Source organism: Lacrimispora sanguinis, from assembly GCF_044987295.1.
Lineage (GTDB): Bacteria > Bacillota > Clostridia > Lachnospirales > Lachnospiraceae > Lacrimispora > Lacrimispora celerecrescens_B.
This window is the reverse complement of sequence record NZ_CP173277.1, coordinates 2,752,298-2,769,789: the sequence shown is the minus strand read 5'-3', so window position 1 is coordinate 2,769,789 and position 17,492 is coordinate 2,752,298. Positions and strand designations below refer to the sequence as shown.

Sequence of the window (17,492 nt, the reverse complement as noted above, 5' to 3'; positions counted from 1 at the left end):
TTATGGACTTTATATCAGGAAGTGAATTGTTGAAATTGTGTGAGGAAAATCACTGCCGGATTTCAGAAGTGATGCGGCAACGGGAAGCCAGTGAGTTTGGTGCCGATCCGGAGGAGACCATAAGCCGGATGAAGGAAGCTTATAGGATTATGAAAGAATCCTGTCATAAACCGTTAGATGAGCCTGTGGCATCCATCGGCGGATTGATTGGTGGAGAAGCTGCAAAGGTTCGGAACAGAAGGAGATCGGGAAAATCCATATGCGGAAGCATGCTGTCAAAGGCAATTACCTATTCTCTGGCTGTTCTGGAAGTAAATGCTTCCATGGGCCTTATTGTGGCGGCGCCCACAGCCGGAAGTTCCGGGGTGCTGCCAGGGCTGTTGCTTGCTCTGGAAGAAGAGTTTTCCTTAGATGACGAACAGATCATAGATGGCCTTTTTACAGCAAGTGCGGTTGGTTATCTGATTATGAGGAATGCAACCGTGGCTGGAGCACAGGCTGGCTGTCAGGCCGAGGTTGGTGCTGCTTCCGCAATGGCAGCAGCAGCGGCAGCGGAGATCATGGGCGGAACGCCGAAGCAGTGCATGGATGCGGCTTCCTCTGCAATCGTGAATCTCTTGGGGCTGGTCTGTGATCCGGTAGCCGGTCTGGTGGAGTATCCTTGCCAGAGCCGGAATGTTCTGGGTGCTTCCAATGCACTGGTATGTGCCGAGATGGCCTTATCAGGAGTAGAGCAGTTCATACCGTTTGATCAGACGGTGGACACCATGATGATGGTGGGGCGTTCGATCCCATTTGAATTAAGGGAAACTTCTCTTGGCGGCTGCGCGGCTACAGAGGCTGCCTGCAGGAAAACCTGTGAGATTTTTAAAACAAAGTAAACAGTTTTATGATAAGCGGTACCGGTTTTGCATAATCGGTATCGCTTTTTATTGCATGAATAAAAAAAAGTTGCGAATGCAACCACTTTATGTTATGCTGTTTATCATCTTTAAAAAAGATGAGATGCCGTCCTAAAGGCTTGGAGGTGGAAAACATGAGTGAGCACAAGGAAATCGGGAAATATATCTCGATTATCCAGAGACTTAACAATGCGTATTTTGCTAATCAATTATCTTCTTATCAGATAGGCTGTGGACAACAGTTTTTTTTATTGCAGATTTTTAAAAAGCCAGGCATGAGCCTGCATGAGCTGGCTTCTTTTGGCCATTACGATAAGGCCACTGCCACCCGTGCGGTTAAAAAGCTGGAAGAAGAAGGCTATGTTGTGACGGAAATGGCGCAGGAGGATAAACGCATCCGGAGAATTTACGTTACGGAAAAAGCCACAGCTGTTGTGGGGAAGACCTTGGAAAGCGTAAATGATTGGGCGGATATTATATTAAAAGGGTTTACCAATGAGGAACGCGATGCAGCGGAGCAAATGCTCATCCGCATGGCTTGCAATGCTCTCGATCATATCGTAGAGCAGAGAGGAAAGGAATAGAACATTATATGGAACAAAGCAGGATAAACCAGGGGGAGAACCCCCTGGGATATAAACCAGTGGGGCATTTGCTGATGCAGTTTGCACTTCCGGCAATTGTCGCCATGTTGGTGAATTCGATTTATAATATTGTTGACCAGATCTTTATCGGTCAGGGTGTTGGGTATTTGGGAAATGCTGCGACCACCATTGCATTTCCGATTGTCACAATCATTTTAGCCATTTCCACCCTCTTAGGAGCGGGAGGAAGCGCTTTTGCAGCCATTAAGCTTGGTGAAAGAAATGAGGAAGTGGCGGACAAGACTCTTGGAACTGTTTTTCTGGTGACCTTAGCGGCCAGTATGATCGTTATGGCTGTGGGATTCCCGCTTATGACCCCTATGTTAAGGATTTTTGGGGCGACTGACAATACCATGGAATATGCAAGGCAGTACACCTCTATCATATTACTGGGCACCCCTTTTAACATGCTCTCCGTGGTACTAAGCAATATGGCCAGGACCGATGGAAGTCCCGCCTTATCCATGTATGCCATATTAGTTGGTGCTGCTTTAAATACTGTTTTGGATCCCATTTATATTTTCGTATTTCATTGGGGCGTGACCGGAGCGGCCATTGCTACCATTACTTCCCAGATCATTTCCGCAGTTGTATTGGTACTGTATTTTGTATACAAGGGTAAGCATATGCGCTTACATAAAAATAGCTTACGCATTGATGGGGATATCTGTAAGATGGCCTTGCCTCTTGGAATTTCAAGCGGCATCACCCAGGTGGCGTCTACCATTTTGCAGGTTGTCATGAACAATTCCCTGGTGTATTATGGAAACAAGACGGACATTGGCGGCGATGTGGCCTTAAGCGCCATGGGTGTTGTAAACAAGATCGGAATGATCCTTATTTCCATCTGTATTGGGATCGGCATCGGCTCCCAGCCTATTCTCGGTTTTAATAAGGGAGCAAATCAGCCAAAGCGTGTGAGGAAGACCTATCTTACAGCGGCTGTGGCAGCAACCTCGGTTGCACTTACGGGCTGTCTGGCCTGTCAGTTGTTCCCAAGTCAGATCTTAAGCCTGTTCGGGACGGAGGATGTGCAGTTCACCCAGTTTGCAATCCGCTGCCTGAAGGTGTATATGCTGGGGATCTTTACTGCCGGTTTCCAGGTAGTGACAACCAGTTATTTCCAGTCGACGGGACAACCTTTAAAGGCTTCCATTTTATCCATGCTGCGTCAGCTTTTGTTATTGATCCCGCTGATTCTTATCCTTCCTCTTTCTTTTGGTCTGGAAGGAATTCTGTATGCAGGGCCGGTGGCGGATATTACCTCAATGGTCATTGTCAGCCAGTTTGTTCTGTATGAAATGAGAAAACTAAACAGATTATGCAAAGAATCGTAACATATGAAAACAGAGAAGGGAGATGGGGAAATCATGAGCATGAAGACGGAGATGGCAAGGTTTTCTGCAAGGCTTAAAAAAGCGGACAAAAAGATGGCTCTTGAACTGGACCAGCCGCCCAGAGGAACGGGAACGCTGACCCAGGAACGTTTTACGAAAAAGGTAAGGGTAAAAGCCTGGAACGTAGACGGCTTTCCTGGAGTCACCATAAACGGAAGCTATTCGAAGGCTGCCCATATCCTCATGCTGCCGGGAGGGGCCTATAGCCTGGAGCCGTCTAAACGTTACAGGGAAATAGCGGAGTATTTTGCCATAGAAAAGCAGGTAAAGGTGACCATGCCTTCCTGCCCTCTGGCTCCGGAATATACGGCATTGGATGTCCACCGGTATCTGGTCCGGGTTTACAGCTGGCTGACGGCAGAATATCCGGAAGATGATTTTTTCGTTTTTGGGGATTTTTCCGGCGGTGGTCTGGCTCTCTCGTTTTTACAGGAACTGCGGGACATGGGGAACTTACCTATGCCGGTGAGAACTGCTGTGGTCTCCCCGTGGCTGGACATTGCTCTTAACAACCCGAAGATAAAGATCATGAAAAAAACAGATCCTATTCTTCCTGTAGAAGAGCTGAAAGAAGCCGGCGCCCGCTACCGCGGTCCTTTGGAACCGGAGCATCCCTTTGTCTCACCCCTTTATGGAAACTGGGATCATCTGGGACAGATCCTGATATTTTCCGGCACAGATGAGATCTTAACACCGGACTGCGAACTTTTGGCGGAAAAGGCGGGAAAATTGAAGGGAACGGAAATCATTTATAAAAAAGGGGCTAAGATGATCCATGACTGGATATTGATCCCGTGCAAGGAAACGGATGCTACGTTCGAATTGATTTTTACATTTTTTTTGGAAGAAGCTTTAGGATTTTAAAAATGAGGCTCGGCCCTTTTAAGGGGCCGAACCTCATTTTTGATTTGTGATGAAGTACTATGAACAAAGGAACGGATTAAAGTTTTGCAAGAGACTGAAGGGCGTGGCCTTCAATCAACACCTCGTAATGTTCCCTGTAGTACGCTTCGGAGGCGTAGTCCTGGTGAATCTTGGAACCATATTCTGCAAGCAGGTTGCAGACACGGCTGAAATCCAGAGATTTGTCAGGAGTGTTCCTGATCACCAGATAATACTGTCTGGTATCAGGTTTTTTATATAATGTGTTCTCGCCATCGTAAACCTGACCAACAGTCCTTGCAGCATCAGATATCTGATCCAGACTTTGAAAACAATAGATTCGTATCGAGGAAGCGCTTGATTGCTCTTTTGGCTCTTCTGTCTCAGGTTCGTCCTTCTTGTCAATACCTAATAAGTTTAACAGTCCGTCGGCACCTTCCAAAAGTTCGCTTGCCAGATCTCCTGGCATGGAATCTAAGTCTTCGTCGGCTGATGGTGAAAATTTGGCAAACCTTGTATCTAATTCTTCCGGATCTTCGATTTTAGTGATTACTAACATCACACTTTCGTTGGACAATGGAATTGCTTCTACCATGAGAGGAATGTCTTCTGCTTCGAATCCCACTTCGTTAGAGGCTTTCTGAATCATCTCGCGGAACAGGTTGCGGGCTTTTTCACTGCCATAGGCAAGCTCGCCTAAATTTAAGTTTCTGACGCTTAAATCAAAGCTTGTAAGCGTACAGCGAATTTGATTTTCGTTAATACGTTCTATCTTCATAGGATCACTTCCTGTTCTTTTAAAAATGGTGAATGAATGTTTACATACTTCCTCAACATAACTATACTATATAATATAGCGAAAAAGCAATTACTATGTGAAAAAATTTATATAATTTTAAGGTTTGAATGCTAATAACCGGGAATCTTATTTGATTTTTGGAATTTCCCGGTTTTGTTTTTGGATATGATATAAATTTAATATTGATTTATTCGATTTTTTCGTAATCTTCGTAAGGCGCTTTAAGGAGGCTTCAAGTTTTTGTAAAAAAATAGTTGAAAAGTTAAAAAGAATATATTAGAATATACCCCAAGAGATGATATTGGACAGACAAAAGGAGGTGTTTTTAGTAAGCGCCGTTCTGTTTGGCAAATATCAGCTATACGGCATCTTGGGAACCGGCCGGGCAGGGACAGTTTTTCTGGCGGTTCATCTAGGGCTTGAGGAATACCGGGCAATCAAGCGGGTACCCAAAAGCTTTCTAACGTTTGAACGTCTAAGGCATGAAGCACTTGTTCTTAAGGAACTTCGCCATCCTGGAATTCCCATTATTTATGATGTAGAGGAAGACGAATTTTATAGTTATTTAATCGAAGAGTATCTGGAAGGAGAATCTTTATTTGACCTTGTGAAAAAACAGGGCCATCTATCGCGGGAACTGGCCATCTCATATGGAATCCAGTTGACCAGCATCATCAATTACCTGCATCTCGCAGGACCAAACCCCATATTACATTTAGATTTACAGCCGAAAAACCTGTTATTGTGCAATGACATCGTTAAACTGATTGACTTTGAACTTGCCGCGTCCGTGGATGATGCAAATATGCCCGGAGAGCGGTATGGAACCGTAGGATGTGCGGCGCCGGAGCAGTATTCAAAGGATGGAGTACTGGATGAAAGAACAGACCTATATGCCATTGGTGCTATCATTCATTTTCTATTTACAGGAGAATTTCCAAAACTGCCCTACAAACCGGCTTCGTCAATGGATGCCGATCTGGCGGCCGTCATAAAACGGTGTATGAAAAAGGAAAAGGAAGAACGGTTTTCATCAGCACAAGAGCTGGGTGAGAGGCTTGGACAGCTTAAAAACATGGGAACGGCTGCAAAAGACCGTCTACAATCGTCATCTCTTATAATCGCTCTTGCAGGGAGCAAATCAGGGGCCGGAACGACTCATATTGGAATCGGCCTGTCTGTCTATCTTAGAAATCACGGATATCCCAATTTATTTGAAGAAAAAAATGATTCCGGTATGGGCATCGGGCTTGGTGACCATGCAGCCGCAAAGCGGGACCAGTTTGGCCTGATGAGGTATCAGGGTTTTATTTGGAAACCTTATTACGGGCCGGCGGTGAAATTAAAAGAGCCGCCTTATCAAATCCGTATTCTGGATTACGGTAAAAATGTTGAACAGGCACTGGCGGGTAGTCCCGATGCAGTGATATTGGTATGCGATTACAGCAGCTGGAGCAGAAACAGTGCCTATATCTCTGCGGAATATGTTGTGAAAGGCCATAACTCCTATGGGATCGTTTATAATCATGCAGCCAGGACAACCAGGATAAGGCTGCCTGACGGGGCAGCCCCTTCCCGCTGCGTAAAGGCCCCTTATTTTCCGGACCCTTTTGATACAAATGCGGAAACAGGAGACTTTTACAAGACTCTTCTGGAAGAAATTTTAGAAATAAAAAGCATAAGGAAAAGAGGAAAAGGAAGATATAAAAAACAGATTAGCGATTGGTTTTTTCAGATGATTTCGGGCAAAAACTGTACCATAGGGAAAGGATAAACGCCTCATGAATGGAACGGCAAAAAAGGTGTGGAAGCTTTTAAACTCCGGTAAAAAGCCAGCTAATCAGGAGGTCATCGGGATCATAGGAACCGGAAGAGGAGTGGGGGTGACCCATTTTACTGTAATGACGGCAGGATATTTAGGAGGAGTCTTAAGGAAGCGGTGTGCTGTCTTGGAATGGAACAGCCATGAGGATTTTCAGAATATGAGAAAGCTGTGCACAAAGGAGCAGTCCCAAGCCGGATGTTTTCAGTTACTGGAAGCGGATTATTATGAACGAGCGGGGATTGATACGCTGTTATTGTGCAAAAAGTCCGGTTATCAGGCAGTGATTGTGGATTACGGAACCGTAAGAGAAGGCAACTTGGAAGAATTTTTAAGATGTGACAGGCAATTTGTTCTCGGGAGTTTAACCGAGTGGCAGCTGGAAGCGTTTCTGGGGTTTGAGAGAAAGGGAAAAAAAGCGGAAAAGAGCTGGAAGACGCTCGTGTCGTTTGGCAGCGAGGAAGCCAGAAAGAATGCGGAAAAGAGGCTTAACATACCCATCTCCCGAATTCCGGTTTCAGTAGACGTGTTTGCTGTCACCGGTGAAATCATAGGCTTTTATCAGCAGTTTTTTTAAATAGCGGGGAGGAATTGTGTCACGGCAAAACCCTTGTGGTCCTCCCCCGGCTTATGTAACAAATGAGAAACAGACGGGGTATATGCAGATGAAAAGAGATGAAGCCAGGGAAAGGAACGTGCAGACGGAGAAAGGTCAGTATCTGGCAGGACTTAAAAAATACAGGGATCAGGGAATTGCCATCATTATCGATGGAGAAGAACTGCCTGAGAAAGACTGGAATAAAATATTTGAAATAAGGGAGGACGATAGTTTTTATATGGCCGATTTTGTTCCTGATGGAGAGACCGGAAAACTGCGAGAAATAAGATTCGACCGTGTTTATTACCGGTAAATATTGGATAGTGCCAAATGGGACGCATGCGGGATGCCATCTTCAGCCTTAAGCTGGCTGTTTCAGTGCGTCAGGGTGGGAATAGGGGATACGGAATGTAATGAAAATGTAAATTCCAAAAAATTAGAATTGTGATATAATGAGCACAGGCAAAAGACGATACGATCCATTAGCAGGAGGAAAACAGATGAAGAAAAAAGCCGCGCCGGGTCTTGCGGCGCTAGGATTGATTTTGTTAGTGACCGCCATATTTTTCGGGGTGCGGTTTCTGGAACGGTATATTCCCTCAAAGGAACAGGCAGATATAGCCGAACTGCTGGGAGTAAAGGGAGATGAAGTGGCCCTTTATCTCAATGAGGATCTTCAGGAAGCAAAAGGGCTTTACCTGCAGGAACAAACCTATCTCCCGATTGAGTGGGTGAATGATATGTTGAATGAGCGGTTTTACTGGGACAGCAATGAAAATCTCCTTGTGTATGCCCTGCCGGACTCCATTGTCTATGCGGATCATTCCACGGTCGGAATGTCTGGGAAGCCCCTGATTTGGGTGAATGAGAACGGGGTTTATTTGTCCATCGGACTGGTGGCAAATTATACGGATATACGCGTGACCGCTTATGACAGCGCTGAACATAAGCGGATTTTTATAAATGACAACTGGGATGCCCAGCAAACGGCACAGGTTTCCGAGAAGGGCAATGTAAGGGTAAAAGGCGGAGTGAAAAGTCCCATCGTAACATGGATTTCACCAGGAAGTCAGGTCACTGTCCTGGACTCTATGGAAAAGTGGGATAAGGTGCGGACGGAAGACGGATTTGTAGGCTATGTGGAACGCAAACGGCTGGGAGATGTGACCAGTGAGGTTCCTAAAAGTACCTTTGCAGCACCGGTCTACACCAATGTTTCCATGGACGAACCGGTTTGTCTTGCCTGGCACCAGATGACAACCCTTGAGGGAAATGGTTCTTTTGACAGCGTGATCGCCAATACAAAAGGGGTCAATGTCATTTCTCCAACCTGGTTTGAGCTTACGGATAATGAAGGAAACTTCCGATCCCTGGCTCAGGAGGATTATGTAAAGAAAGCACATGATAAGGGCTTAAAGGTCTGGGCCCTCATCAATAATTTCAGCCCTGATGTAAATACGGAGATCCTAATGTCAAAGACCACCATCAGACGGAAGCTGATTGACGGCCTTATGTCGGAAGTGGATCGGTACGGTATTGATGGAATTAATCTGGACTTTGAAGGGATCAAGGAAGAAGCAGGGGTCCATTATGTTCAGTTCATACGGGAACTTTCCATACCTTGCCGTGAGAAGGGGATCGTTTTATCCGTGGATAATTATGTTCCGGCCCCCGGCAATCAGTTCTATAACCGAAAAGAACAGGGGATCGTGGCTGATTACGTGATTATAATGGGATATGATGAACATTATGCAGGCGGGGATGCCGGTTCTGTGGCTTCCATTAACTATGTGGAAAACGGGATCAAGGATACCCTGGCCCTGGTGCCAAAGGAAAAAGTAATCAATGGAATTCCCCTCTATACAAGGGTGTGGACTGAGGGACCTGACGGAAAGGTTACCTCATCCTCTTTGGGCATAGCCCGTGCAAAGGATTGGGTCAGCGAAAATAAAGTGGAATTATACTGGCAGGAGGAATTAGGCCAGTATTACGGAGAATTGCAGTCGGAGGAAGGGCTTAAAAAGCTGTGGCTGGAAGAAGAACGCTCCATAGGACTTAAGATGGATTTAATAAAGCAGTATGGCCTGGCAGGTGTGGCTTGCTGGAAGCTGGGATTTGAACCGTCAGACTTGTGGGACGAAATTCGGCTAGATAAAAAGTAAATGAAAGACGTGTAAGAGACAGGAAGGTCAGGTTATGAGAAACAGGATCATATTGGCAGCATTACTGGGCGTGGTATGTATGTTGGCAGGGTGCTCGTTCAAAGGAACAGAGCCGGAAAGCACCAGCGCAGAGAGTACAACTCCGCAGGAGACAGAAACAACGAGGACTGAACCGACAACCATAGAAGAATTCCCCCAAACTTCGGAGGATCCGGCTTCACAGCCTCCTGAAGAAGCCTTTGACAGTGGCTGCAAGATCATTGTTGCCACGGATATTCATTATTTGGCCAAGGACTTGACGGATTTTCAGAAGGGTTTTCAATACAGTATAGACCATGGTGACGGCAAGGTGATGCAATACATCTGGGAGATTACGGATGCTTTTGTGGAAGAGGTTAAGAAGGAACGGCCTGATCTTGTTATCTTAAGCGGAGATTTGACCTATGAAGGCGAAAAGGAAAGCCATAAAGAGTTTGCAAAAAAGCTTGATAAAATTGAAGAAGCCGGAATTCCCGTAATCGTTATTCCCGGAAATCATGATATCAATAATTCTAAGGCAGCTCAATTTGTAGGAGATACCTTTTTGGGGGCGGATAATGTAACTGCGGAAGAATTCGAGGAGATTTACCAGGATTTCGGATACAATGAGGCGGTCAGCCGGGATCCCGCTTCCTTAAGCTATGTTTATCAGGTAAATGATTATACCAGAGCCTTAATGCTTGATACATGCCAGTATGAACCGAGAAATCTGGTTGGAGGAATGATTAAGGATGATACATATGACTGGATTGAGGAGCAGATGGAGGAGGCCTGGAATCTTGGGATGAACGTGATCCCGGTCGGCCACCATAATCTTCTTGATGAAAGTGAAGTTTACTTACAAGACTGCACCATTGAACACAGTGAACAGCTTATTGACCAGCTGGAAAGCTGGGATGTCCCCTTGTTTTTAAGCGGTCACCTTCATGTACAGCATTATATGAGGTCCAGAAGCGACACCGGGATCTATGAGATTGTGACCAGCTCCTTATCCACGCCGCCTTGTCAATATGGAATCTTATATTATGGAGATGACGGAAACTTCCGATATCATACTAAACCATTGGATATGAAGGAATGGGCAAAAAAGACAGGAAGCACTGATAAAAATCTTTTGAACTTCGATGAGTTTGGGAAAAAGTTTTTAAGCAAGGTATTTTACAATCAGGCCCAGGATGAGTTCAAGAGGCTTGATACACTAAACGGATTGACCAAATCTCAGAAGGAACAGATGGCAAAAGTCTATGCAGAGCTTAACGAAGCCTGTTATGCGGGTAGAGTTACAGACATCCGGGATAAAGCCAAAGCGAAAGCCGGTTATAAGCTGTGGGAAGAGGAAGGATATCCCAGCATACTGGCACAATATCTGGAATGGATTACTGAAGATGGGACAAGAGACTATAATGTATTGAGTTCAGAATGACAGGAAAGTCACAGGGAGCAGTTCTTTTTTATTTCACAAAAATATATAATTCATTAAGAAGATGAATCAGGTAGAAAATGTGAAATTAAAGAAGTGGGAACCCCTCATGGCACTGGTTTTGCTGGTGTTGGTATATGTAGTATCAAGTCAGGCTGGAAAGATGACGGCAGAAGTCAGTGTAAAGCCCGGAAAAGAAAAGCCAGTCGTCGTCATAGATGCGGGACATGGAGGAAATGATCCGGGAAAGATCGGCATTGACGGAACCCTGGAAAAGGATATAAATTTGCAGATAGCATACCGGTTAAAAAAGTATCTGGAAGCTTCTGACGTGAAAGTGGTTCTGACCAGAGAAGATGACAACGGATTGTATACGGAAAGGGACAGCAAAAAAAAGATGGCGGACATGAGCAAGCGTTGTGAGATCATCAATGATGAAAGCCCGTCACTTACCGTCAGCATACACCAGAACAGCTATCATGAGGAATATGTATACGGAGGACAGGTATTTTACTATAAAAAATCTGATAAGGGAAAAGAGCTGGCTGAGATTTTACAGAGCCGGTTTGATTATGTGCTGGGTGAGAAAAATACCAGGCTGGCAAAGCCCAATGATAACTACTACCTTCTTTTACATGTGCGGACCCCGATCGTAATCGTGGAATGCGGCTTTTTAACCAATTGGAAGGAATCTGCTCTTTTGAATAACTCGGATTATCAGGACCGGGTTGCTTGGACGATTCACATGGGGGTCATGGAATATTTGAATACGAGATAAGGGAAATAAAGACAATCTTGTTAATCGAATGATGCGAATTATGAAAAAACATGAAAAACCGTCCGGCAGCGGGCGGTTTTTCATGTTTGACTAATATATAATTGCCATATAATATACTTACAAGACAGTCAGCAAGGGAGGTTAAGGCTCCCCGACTGGCGAATAGTTTAACTAAGAATAGCCGTCTACTTTGTCAGGAGCAGGGCGGCTATTTCTTATGTGCATAATTCAGGATAGTTACAATTAATCCAGCAATAGCTATAATAATCATAAATTCTTCATATGTACTCGTAAGCATCCATGATCATTGGCGGAAAGAATAGAAGGTGGACATCTGAGTCCACCTTTTTACTTTTTATTTATACGTTGCAAATTTTTCAATTGAATTTCACCGTTTGGGAGCTGCACAGCTGTCACGGACAGCAATGTAAAACGGCAGGTCAATCTTAACAGGAAGACGGTGGCCGCCTTCGATGCGGTCGATCAAGATCTTTGCCGTCATCTGACCCATCTCCTCAACCGGGATATGGACCGTGGTGAGCATGGGAGTTAAGTACTGTGCCGTGTCAATATCATCGATGCTGATGACTGAGATATCCGTGGGGATGCGAAGCCCGGATTCGTGAAAGGCCTTCATGGCTCCGATGGCCGTGATATCGTTACTGCAGAAATAAGCGGTAGCATCACAGCCTGCTTTTAAAAGGCGCTTTGCTCCCTGATATCCTCCCTCAGAGGAGAGGGAAACGTTGGCTACATATTCCTTTATAAGTGGAAGCCTTCCGGCCTTTAATCCGGCGCAGTATCCGTTATAGCGGTTTTCAGATTTGGTTTCTCCGATGTATGCGATTTTCTTGTGCCCAAGTTCGGTTAAATAGCTGGTGGCAGTAAGGGCGGCCTGATGCCCGTCACAGATGATCTGATCGTATTTAGCCTCCAGATTGTTTAGACCCGTATAGGCCAGGCAGTTGAAATACTTTTTTAAAAGGCCGAGGAGCTGCTTGTCACAGCGCCCTAAAATGACCACCCCGTCTACGTGGTTGTCTGTGATCAGCCGGAAAGTGCCGGGGTGGTTGATATCAAAGGAAGAAAAGGAATATTTTAGAACATAATTTCGTTTAAAGGCTTCCTGCTCGATGCTCCTGGCAAGGGAGGAGAAAAATAAATCAGTTACCGTATCCGTTGTTCTTGCAAACAGGCAGGCAATGGAACGGGAGGAGGTCAAAGAAGCTTTATTTTCTCCAAGCTTCAAGCTGCGGGCTGTGGGGTTTGGGGTGTATCCGGTCCGGCGGACGATTTCCCATATCCGGTCCTGAACTTCTTTGCTGGCGGCGCCGGGAATGTTTTTGTTCACGACTCTGGATACGGTGGAAATGGACACGCCGGCTTCTTCCGCTATTTCTTTTAATGTCATAGGCTACCTCCGGAAAAGAATTTTTTTTAATGTTATTATAAACCACGATCAATGAAAACAGTATACCATAAAACCCAAACGTTTGGGTAAAATTTGCACAAATCCGGAGGAGAATATGGTACGCTGTTAGCAAAAGGACGGAAGACCGTGGGATTCCGTTTGATACAGTGAAATGATTTTACGAAAAGGAGAGTGGATCAAACATATGAATGGCAATGTTCTGGTGGTACATGGAGGCGGTCCTACTGCGGTGATCAATTCATCTCTTTACGGCGTGATCAAAGAGGCCAGGGAAAGCAAAAAGGTTGATAAAGTATATGCTGCTCTGGGAGGCAGCGAAGGGATATTAAAAGAGAATTTTATGGATCTCATGGAGATCCCGGAGGAAAGGCTAAAGCTTCTTTTGGAAACTCCTGCCACGGCCATCGGTTCCTCTCGGTACGCCCTGGAGAAGGAGGATTATGAGGCCATGCCGGCCATATTTGAGAAATATCACATCAGGTATGTGCTCCTTAATGGAGGCAATGGAACCATGGATACCTGCGGAAAGATTCATGAAGCCTGCAAAAAATCAGGGGTTACGGTGATTGGGATCCCCAAGACCATTGACAATGATATTGCAATTACCGATCACACCCCTGGATTTGGCAGTGCGGCCAGATACATTGCGGCTACCACTGCAGAGGTCGGAATGGATGTAAAATCCCTGCCCATCCACGTATGCGTCATTGAGGCCATGGGAAGAAATGCAGGCTGGGTCACGGCAGCTTCAGCCCTTGCCCGCAAAAAGCCGGGAGATGCGCCCCATCTGATTTACCTGCCGGAGCGTCCGTTTAAAGAAGAGGAATTTTTAGCGGATGTAAAGAAGCTTCATGAAGAAAAGGGCGGTGTGGTCGTTGTTGCCAGCGAAGGCTTAAAGGGGGAAGATGGAAAACCGGTGGTTCCCCCGATCTACAAGACCGGTCGGGCAACCTATTACGGAGATGTAAGCGCCTATTTGGCCAATCTTGTGATTCAGAAACTGGATATTAAGGCCAGAAGTGAAAAGCCTGGAATCTGCGGACGTTCCTCTATTGCATGGCAGTCCCCGGTTGACCGGGAGGAGGCTGTACTTGCAGGGCGGGAGGCCTTAAAAGCTGCTATGGAAGGACAGGGCGGAGTAATGATCGGCTTTATCCGGGAGGATAGAGTGGATGGAGAATACTGCATCCATGCGGAACGGATTCCCATTGAAAAGGTCATGCTTCATGAAAGAGCCATTCCGGAAAGCTTTATTAACGAGCGGGGAAACGACGTGACCAATGAGTTTGTAAAATGGTGCCGTCCTCTGATCGGTCCGGAATTGAGGGATTTCATAGACTTTCAAGAAAATATATAAAATTAGTGAAATACAAATAAAAAAAGGAGGATAATAAAAATGAAGCATATTTTTTTAAATTTAAAGCGGTTTGATATTCCCCGGGAAAAGGGGGGTGTGAATTCCATAGCGCCTATCCGTGAGTGGGGAAGCTATATTGTATCAAACACCCAGGAAGCTTTAAGGAAGTATGAGAATGATGATGTGGAGTTTGCCATGTATTTTCCTGAAGCCCATTTGATCCAAGCGGCAAGTGCTTTGGGGGAAAATAGCCCGGTGAACATCGGCTGTCAGGGAGTGTTCCGTGAGGATACCGCAGTCGGCGGAAATTTTGGGGCCTTTACTACGAACCGCACAGCAAACGCGGCAAAAGCCATTGGCTGTACCACCACGATCATCGGTCATTGTGAGGAACGAAGGGACAAGGCAGGGATTCTTTCGGAAGCAGGAGTGACTGACTCCCATGCGGTTAACCGCCTGCTGAATCAGGAGGTTAAGCAGGCGCTTAAGGCAGGACTGTCCGTGCTTTACTGCATTGGGGAAACCGCAGAAGAGCAGCCACGCTGGCAGGAAGTATTGAAGGAGCAGCTTGGGACCGGATTATCTGGTGTGGACACTGGGGGAGTCGTCATCGCCTATGAACCGGTATGGGCCATTGGACCGGGGAAAACTCCGCCGGATAAAGAGTACATAGCCAGGACCGGCTCTTACATCAAAGAAGTGACCGGTGGACTTCCAGTTGTCTACGGCGGAGGATTAAAGGCTGATAATGCACAGATGCTGGCTTCCATTCCGGTCATTGACGGAGGTCTGATCGCCCTGACCAGATTCCAGGGGGAAATCGGTTTTTATCCTGAGGAATATTTAGAGATCATAGGAACCTATTTAGGAAAATAGGACCTGATTCATTTGTAAACGAAATTGGAGAAAAGGAGACGTATAAGATGAATGTAGCATTAGAGTATGGACAGGGAACTGTAAACGTCACATTGCCCGATACTGCTGATATATTTATTCCGGGGGAGACAGTACCGGATCCGCCTTATATTCCAGAGGATCAGCTGGAGGAAAAGACCCTTGAATCATTACGAAACCCTATGGGCATGGAGCCTCTTTCAAAACTGGCTCATAAGGGATCGAAAGTAACCATTGTATTTCCTGACCGGGTAAAGGGAGGAGAACAGCCCACCTCTCACAGGAAAATTTCCATAAAACTGATTTTAAAAGAATTATATGATACGGGCGTGGAAAAGAAGGACATTCTTTTGATCTGCTCCAACGGTCTCCATAGAAAGAATACGGAAAAGGAAATCAGGGCCGTGCTTGGAAATGAACTGTTCCATGAATTCTGGTACACCCATCAGATCATCAACCACGACAGCGAGGATTACGATCATCTGGTGGATCTTGGGACAACAGAGCGGGGCGATCCGGTCCTGATGAACAAATACGTTTATGACAGTGATGTGGCGATTCTCATCGGGCACACCCAGGGAAACCCATACGGCGGCTATTCCGGCGGCTATAAGCACTGTTCCACAGGAATTACCCATTGGCGCTCCATTGCCTCCCACCACGTGCCGGAGGTTATGCACCGGGCAGATTTCACTCCTGTTAGCGGAAAATCCCTTATGAGGACAAAGTTTGACGAGATCGGACAGTATATGGAAACATGTATGGGAAAGAAATTTTTCTGCTGTGATGCGGTTCTGGATACAAAATCCCGCCAGATCGAGATCAACAGCGGATATGCGGCTGTAATGCAGCCCCACTCCTGGATTACGGCTGACAAGCGTACTTACGTGCCATGGGCTGAAAAGAAATACGATGTAATGATTTTCGGTATGCCCCAGTTTTTCCATTACGGAGATGGGATGGGGACCAACCCCATCATGCTGATGCAGGCCATTTCCGCCCAGGTGATCCGCCATAAGAGGATCATGAGTGATAACTGCGTTATCATTTTCACCTCCACCTGCAACGGATATTTCCATGACGAGCTTTGGCCGTATTTAAGAGAAATGTATGAGATGTTCCAGCATGACCAGATGAATACTCTGCCGGATATGAACCGTTATGGAGAGTATTTTGCAACCGATGAAGAGTATATCAGGAAATACCGTAACTGCAATGCCTTTCATCCCTTCCACGGGTTCTCCATGATCAGCTGCGCCCATGTTGCCGAGATGAATACTTCCGCCATTTACCTATGCGGAGCCCAGGACCCTGGTTATGCACGGGGCATGGGATTGAAGACGAGAGCTACGGTGGAAGAGGCACTGGAAGATGCAAAGAAGAAATTTGTGGGAGCAAATCCTAACATCCTGGTGCTTCCTCAGACATTTAAGCTGAGTGCCGTCCATCTGATGATGAAGGGGGAAACTTCTGGCGGAAAAGGACATGAGGATTGCGGATGTATGGCTCATCATCATAAATAAGGGGGAATTCACATGAAGCATGAATATTACGGATACGATAAGGAAGCCCTTTTGAGGAATCCGAAGATGAAGCTGTTTTGTATGAAAGATAACTATGAGGTGTTCCGTCAGATGGCGGAGCAGATGGCGGAAGAGATAAAAAACCATAATGCCAGGGGAGAAAGGACCGTATTCATCTGTCCGGTAGGTCCTGTTGGCCAGTATTCTTACTTTGTGGAAATGGTGAATGAGGAAAACATAAGCTTAAAGAATGTTTGGTTCATAAATATGGACGAATACTTAGATGATGAAAAAAGGTGGATCTCTGCAGATCACCCATTAAGCTTTCGTGGATTTATGGACAGAAACGTTTATTCTAAAATCAGGCCGGAGCTGATAATGCCATCGGAGCAGAGAATTTTCCCGGACCCGGACAACCTCTCTTATATTCCTGAGCTGATAGAAAGGCTTGGAGGTGTGGATATTGTCTTTGGAGGCATCGGCATTAACGGCCACGTGGCGTTTAATGAAGCGGACGGGACATTAAGTTCAGAAGATTTTCTAGCCCAAAAGACGAGAATATTAAAAATAAGCCCGGAAACTAGAGCGGCTAATGCCATCGGAGATTTTAACGGGGCGTTGGAGGATATGCCTTCTTACTGCGTTACGGTTGGTATTCAAGAGATTGCACAAGCGGGGAAAATACGCCTGGGATGCTTTCGAAACTGGCACAGAGCTGTGGTTCGGAGGGCCGGATATGGGGAGCCAACCCCGGAATTCCCTGTAAGTCTTTTGCAGAGTCATCCGGATATCACTCTTACGTTTACGGAATTCGTGGCTGCCTTAACCGATTGATCATCTTTG

16 protein-coding genes are annotated in these 17,492 nt (G+C 45.8%); 14 read left to right on the top strand and 2 right to left on the bottom strand.

Going from position 1 to position 17,492, the window contains the following annotated elements; genetic code table 11:
- The first annotated feature begins 2 nt into the window (after positions 1-2).
- The 4 genes from sdaAA (at position 3) to ACHZES_RS12800 (ending at position 3,807) form a co-directional block, all read left to right on the top strand.
- On the top strand, positions 3-881 hold the full coding sequence (gene sdaAA / locus ACHZES_RS12815) for an L-serine ammonia-lyase, iron-sulfur-dependent, subunit alpha (RefSeq protein ID WP_038284615.1): 879 nt from the start codon (positions 3-5) through the stop codon (positions 879-881).
- 155 nt (positions 882-1,036) lie between these two features.
- Entirely contained in the window at positions 1,037-1,486 is a 450-nt protein-coding gene (locus ACHZES_RS12810; protein ID WP_154527125.1) for a MarR family winged helix-turn-helix transcriptional regulator, read from the top strand.
- 8 nt (positions 1,487-1,494) lie between these two features.
- Positions 1,495-2,883 carry an MATE family efflux transporter gene (locus ACHZES_RS12805; protein ID WP_038284613.1) on the top strand — a complete coding sequence of 463 codons (1,389 nt, stop codon included), beginning with the start codon at positions 1,495-1,497 and terminating at the stop codon, positions 2,881-2,883.
- Between the two features lie 3 nt (positions 2,884-2,886).
- Positions 2,887-3,807, top strand: a complete 921-nt coding sequence (locus ACHZES_RS12800) for an alpha/beta hydrolase fold domain-containing protein (RefSeq protein WP_395549117.1) — start codon at positions 2,887-2,889, stop codon at positions 3,805-3,807.
- A 76-nt stretch (positions 3,808-3,883) separates the two neighbouring features.
- Here the strand turns inward: ACHZES_RS12800 and ACHZES_RS12795 are convergent, their stop codons facing one another.
- Positions 3,884-4,603: an adaptor protein MecA gene (locus ACHZES_RS12795; RefSeq protein WP_038284611.1), complete on the bottom strand. Its 720-nt coding sequence runs from the start codon at positions 4,601-4,603 to the stop codon at positions 3,884-3,886.
- 322 nt (positions 4,604-4,925) lie between these two features.
- Between ACHZES_RS12795 and ACHZES_RS12790 the strand changes: the two genes are divergently transcribed.
- From ACHZES_RS12790 to ACHZES_RS12765, 6 genes are all read left to right on the top strand, one after another.
- Positions 4,926-6,398, top strand: coding sequence for a serine/threonine protein kinase (locus ACHZES_RS12790; protein ID WP_395549116.1), 1,473 nt, complete (start codon positions 4,926-4,928; stop codon positions 6,396-6,398).
- A gap of 7 nt (positions 6,399-6,405) precedes the next feature.
- Positions 6,406-7,023, top strand: coding sequence for a hypothetical protein (locus tag ACHZES_RS12785; RefSeq protein WP_395549115.1), 618 nt, complete (start codon positions 6,406-6,408; stop codon positions 7,021-7,023).
- Between the two features lie 88 nt (positions 7,024-7,111).
- The gene (locus tag ACHZES_RS12780) at positions 7,112-7,357 is read left to right on the top strand and encodes a hypothetical protein (RefSeq protein WP_395549114.1); all 246 of its coding nucleotides are present in this window, start codon (positions 7,112-7,114) and stop codon (positions 7,355-7,357) included.
- Positions 7,358-7,544: 187 nt separating this feature from the next.
- Complete coding sequence (locus ACHZES_RS12775) at positions 7,545-9,206, top strand: glycosyl hydrolase family 18 protein (protein WP_395549113.1); 1,662 nt, start codon at positions 7,545-7,547, stop codon at positions 9,204-9,206.
- A 34-nt stretch (positions 9,207-9,240) separates the two neighbouring features.
- Positions 9,241-10,668: a metallophosphoesterase gene (locus ACHZES_RS12770; RefSeq protein ID WP_038284603.1), complete on the top strand. Its 1,428-nt coding sequence runs from the start codon at positions 9,241-9,243 to the stop codon at positions 10,666-10,668.
- Between the two features lie 79 nt (positions 10,669-10,747).
- The gene (locus ACHZES_RS12765) at positions 10,748-11,443 is read left to right on the top strand and encodes an N-acetylmuramoyl-L-alanine amidase (protein ID WP_038284620.1); all 696 of its coding nucleotides are present in this window, start codon (positions 10,748-10,750) and stop codon (positions 11,441-11,443) included.
- 388 nt (positions 11,444-11,831) lie between these two features.
- Here ACHZES_RS12765 and ACHZES_RS12760 read toward each other — a convergent pair whose 3' ends face one another.
- A complete protein-coding gene (locus ACHZES_RS12760; protein ID WP_154527113.1) occupies positions 11,832-12,854 on the bottom strand; it encodes a LacI family DNA-binding transcriptional regulator in 1,023 nt (340 codons plus the stop codon).
- A 205-nt stretch (positions 12,855-13,059) separates the two neighbouring features.
- Here ACHZES_RS12760 and ACHZES_RS12755 point away from each other — a divergent pair, with 205 nt between their 5' ends.
- Genes ACHZES_RS12755 through ACHZES_RS12740 form a run of 4 tightly spaced genes read left to right on the top strand, consistent with a single transcriptional unit; the run spans position 13,060 to position 17,483 of the window.
- Positions 13,060-14,232 (top strand): diphosphate--fructose-6-phosphate 1-phosphotransferase, encoded by a 1,173-nt coding sequence (locus ACHZES_RS12755; RefSeq protein WP_395549180.1) that lies wholly within the window; start codon positions 13,060-13,062, stop codon positions 14,230-14,232.
- A 39-nt stretch (positions 14,233-14,271) separates the two neighbouring features.
- Positions 14,272-15,108 (top strand): triose-phosphate isomerase family protein, encoded by an 837-nt coding sequence (locus ACHZES_RS12750; RefSeq protein ID WP_395549112.1) that lies wholly within the window; start codon positions 14,272-14,274, stop codon positions 15,106-15,108.
- A 47-nt stretch (positions 15,109-15,155) separates the two neighbouring features.
- The gene (locus ACHZES_RS12745; protein WP_395549111.1) at positions 15,156-16,649 is read left to right on the top strand and encodes a lactate racemase domain-containing protein; all 1,494 of its coding nucleotides are present in this window, start codon (positions 15,156-15,158) and stop codon (positions 16,647-16,649) included.
- A 12-nt stretch (positions 16,650-16,661) separates the two neighbouring features.
- Positions 16,662-17,483: a glucosamine-6-phosphate isomerase gene (locus tag ACHZES_RS12740; protein ID WP_395549110.1), complete on the top strand. Its 822-nt coding sequence runs from the start codon at positions 16,662-16,664 to the stop codon at positions 17,481-17,483.
- Positions 17,484-17,492 lie beyond the last annotated feature (9 nt).

What these genes read in the sequence shown, in the direction of transcription:
- sdaAA (WP_038284615.1), top strand. Translation starts at nt 3, where the DNA reads ATGGACTTTATATCAGGAAGTGAATTGTTGAAATTGTGTGAGGAAAAT.
- ACHZES_RS12810 (WP_154527125.1), top strand. Translation starts at nt 1,037, where the DNA reads ATGAGTGAGCACAAGGAAATCGGGAAATATATCTCGATTATCCAGAGA.
- ACHZES_RS12805 (WP_038284613.1), top strand. Translation starts at nt 1,495, where the DNA reads ATGGAACAAAGCAGGATAAACCAGGGGGAGAACCCCCTGGGATATAAA.
- ACHZES_RS12800 (WP_395549117.1), top strand. Translation starts at nt 2,887, where the DNA reads ATGAAAACAGAGAAGGGAGATGGGGAAATCATGAGCATGAAGACGGAG.
- ACHZES_RS12795 (WP_038284611.1), bottom strand. Translation starts at nt 4,603, where the DNA reads ATGAAGATAGAACGTATTAACGAAAATCAAATTCGCTGTACGCTTACA.
- ACHZES_RS12785 (WP_395549115.1), top strand. Translation starts at nt 6,406, where the DNA reads ATGAATGGAACGGCAAAAAAGGTGTGGAAGCTTTTAAACTCCGGTAAA.
- ACHZES_RS12780 (WP_395549114.1), top strand. Translation starts at nt 7,112, where the DNA reads ATGAAAAGAGATGAAGCCAGGGAAAGGAACGTGCAGACGGAGAAAGGT.
- ACHZES_RS12775 (WP_395549113.1), top strand. Translation starts at nt 7,545, where the DNA reads ATGAAGAAAAAAGCCGCGCCGGGTCTTGCGGCGCTAGGATTGATTTTG.
- ACHZES_RS12770 (WP_038284603.1), top strand. Translation starts at nt 9,241, where the DNA reads ATGAGAAACAGGATCATATTGGCAGCATTACTGGGCGTGGTATGTATG.
- ACHZES_RS12760 (WP_154527113.1), bottom strand. Translation starts at nt 12,854, where the DNA reads ATGACATTAAAAGAAATAGCGGAAGAAGCCGGCGTGTCCATTTCCACC.
- ACHZES_RS12755 (WP_395549180.1), top strand. Translation starts at nt 13,060, where the DNA reads ATGAATGGCAATGTTCTGGTGGTACATGGAGGCGGTCCTACTGCGGTG.
- ACHZES_RS12750 (WP_395549112.1), top strand. Translation starts at nt 14,272, where the DNA reads ATGAAGCATATTTTTTTAAATTTAAAGCGGTTTGATATTCCCCGGGAA.
- ACHZES_RS12745 (WP_395549111.1), top strand. Translation starts at nt 15,156, where the DNA reads ATGAATGTAGCATTAGAGTATGGACAGGGAACTGTAAACGTCACATTG.
- ACHZES_RS12740 (WP_395549110.1), top strand. Translation starts at nt 16,662, where the DNA reads ATGAAGCATGAATATTACGGATACGATAAGGAAGCCCTTTTGAGGAAT.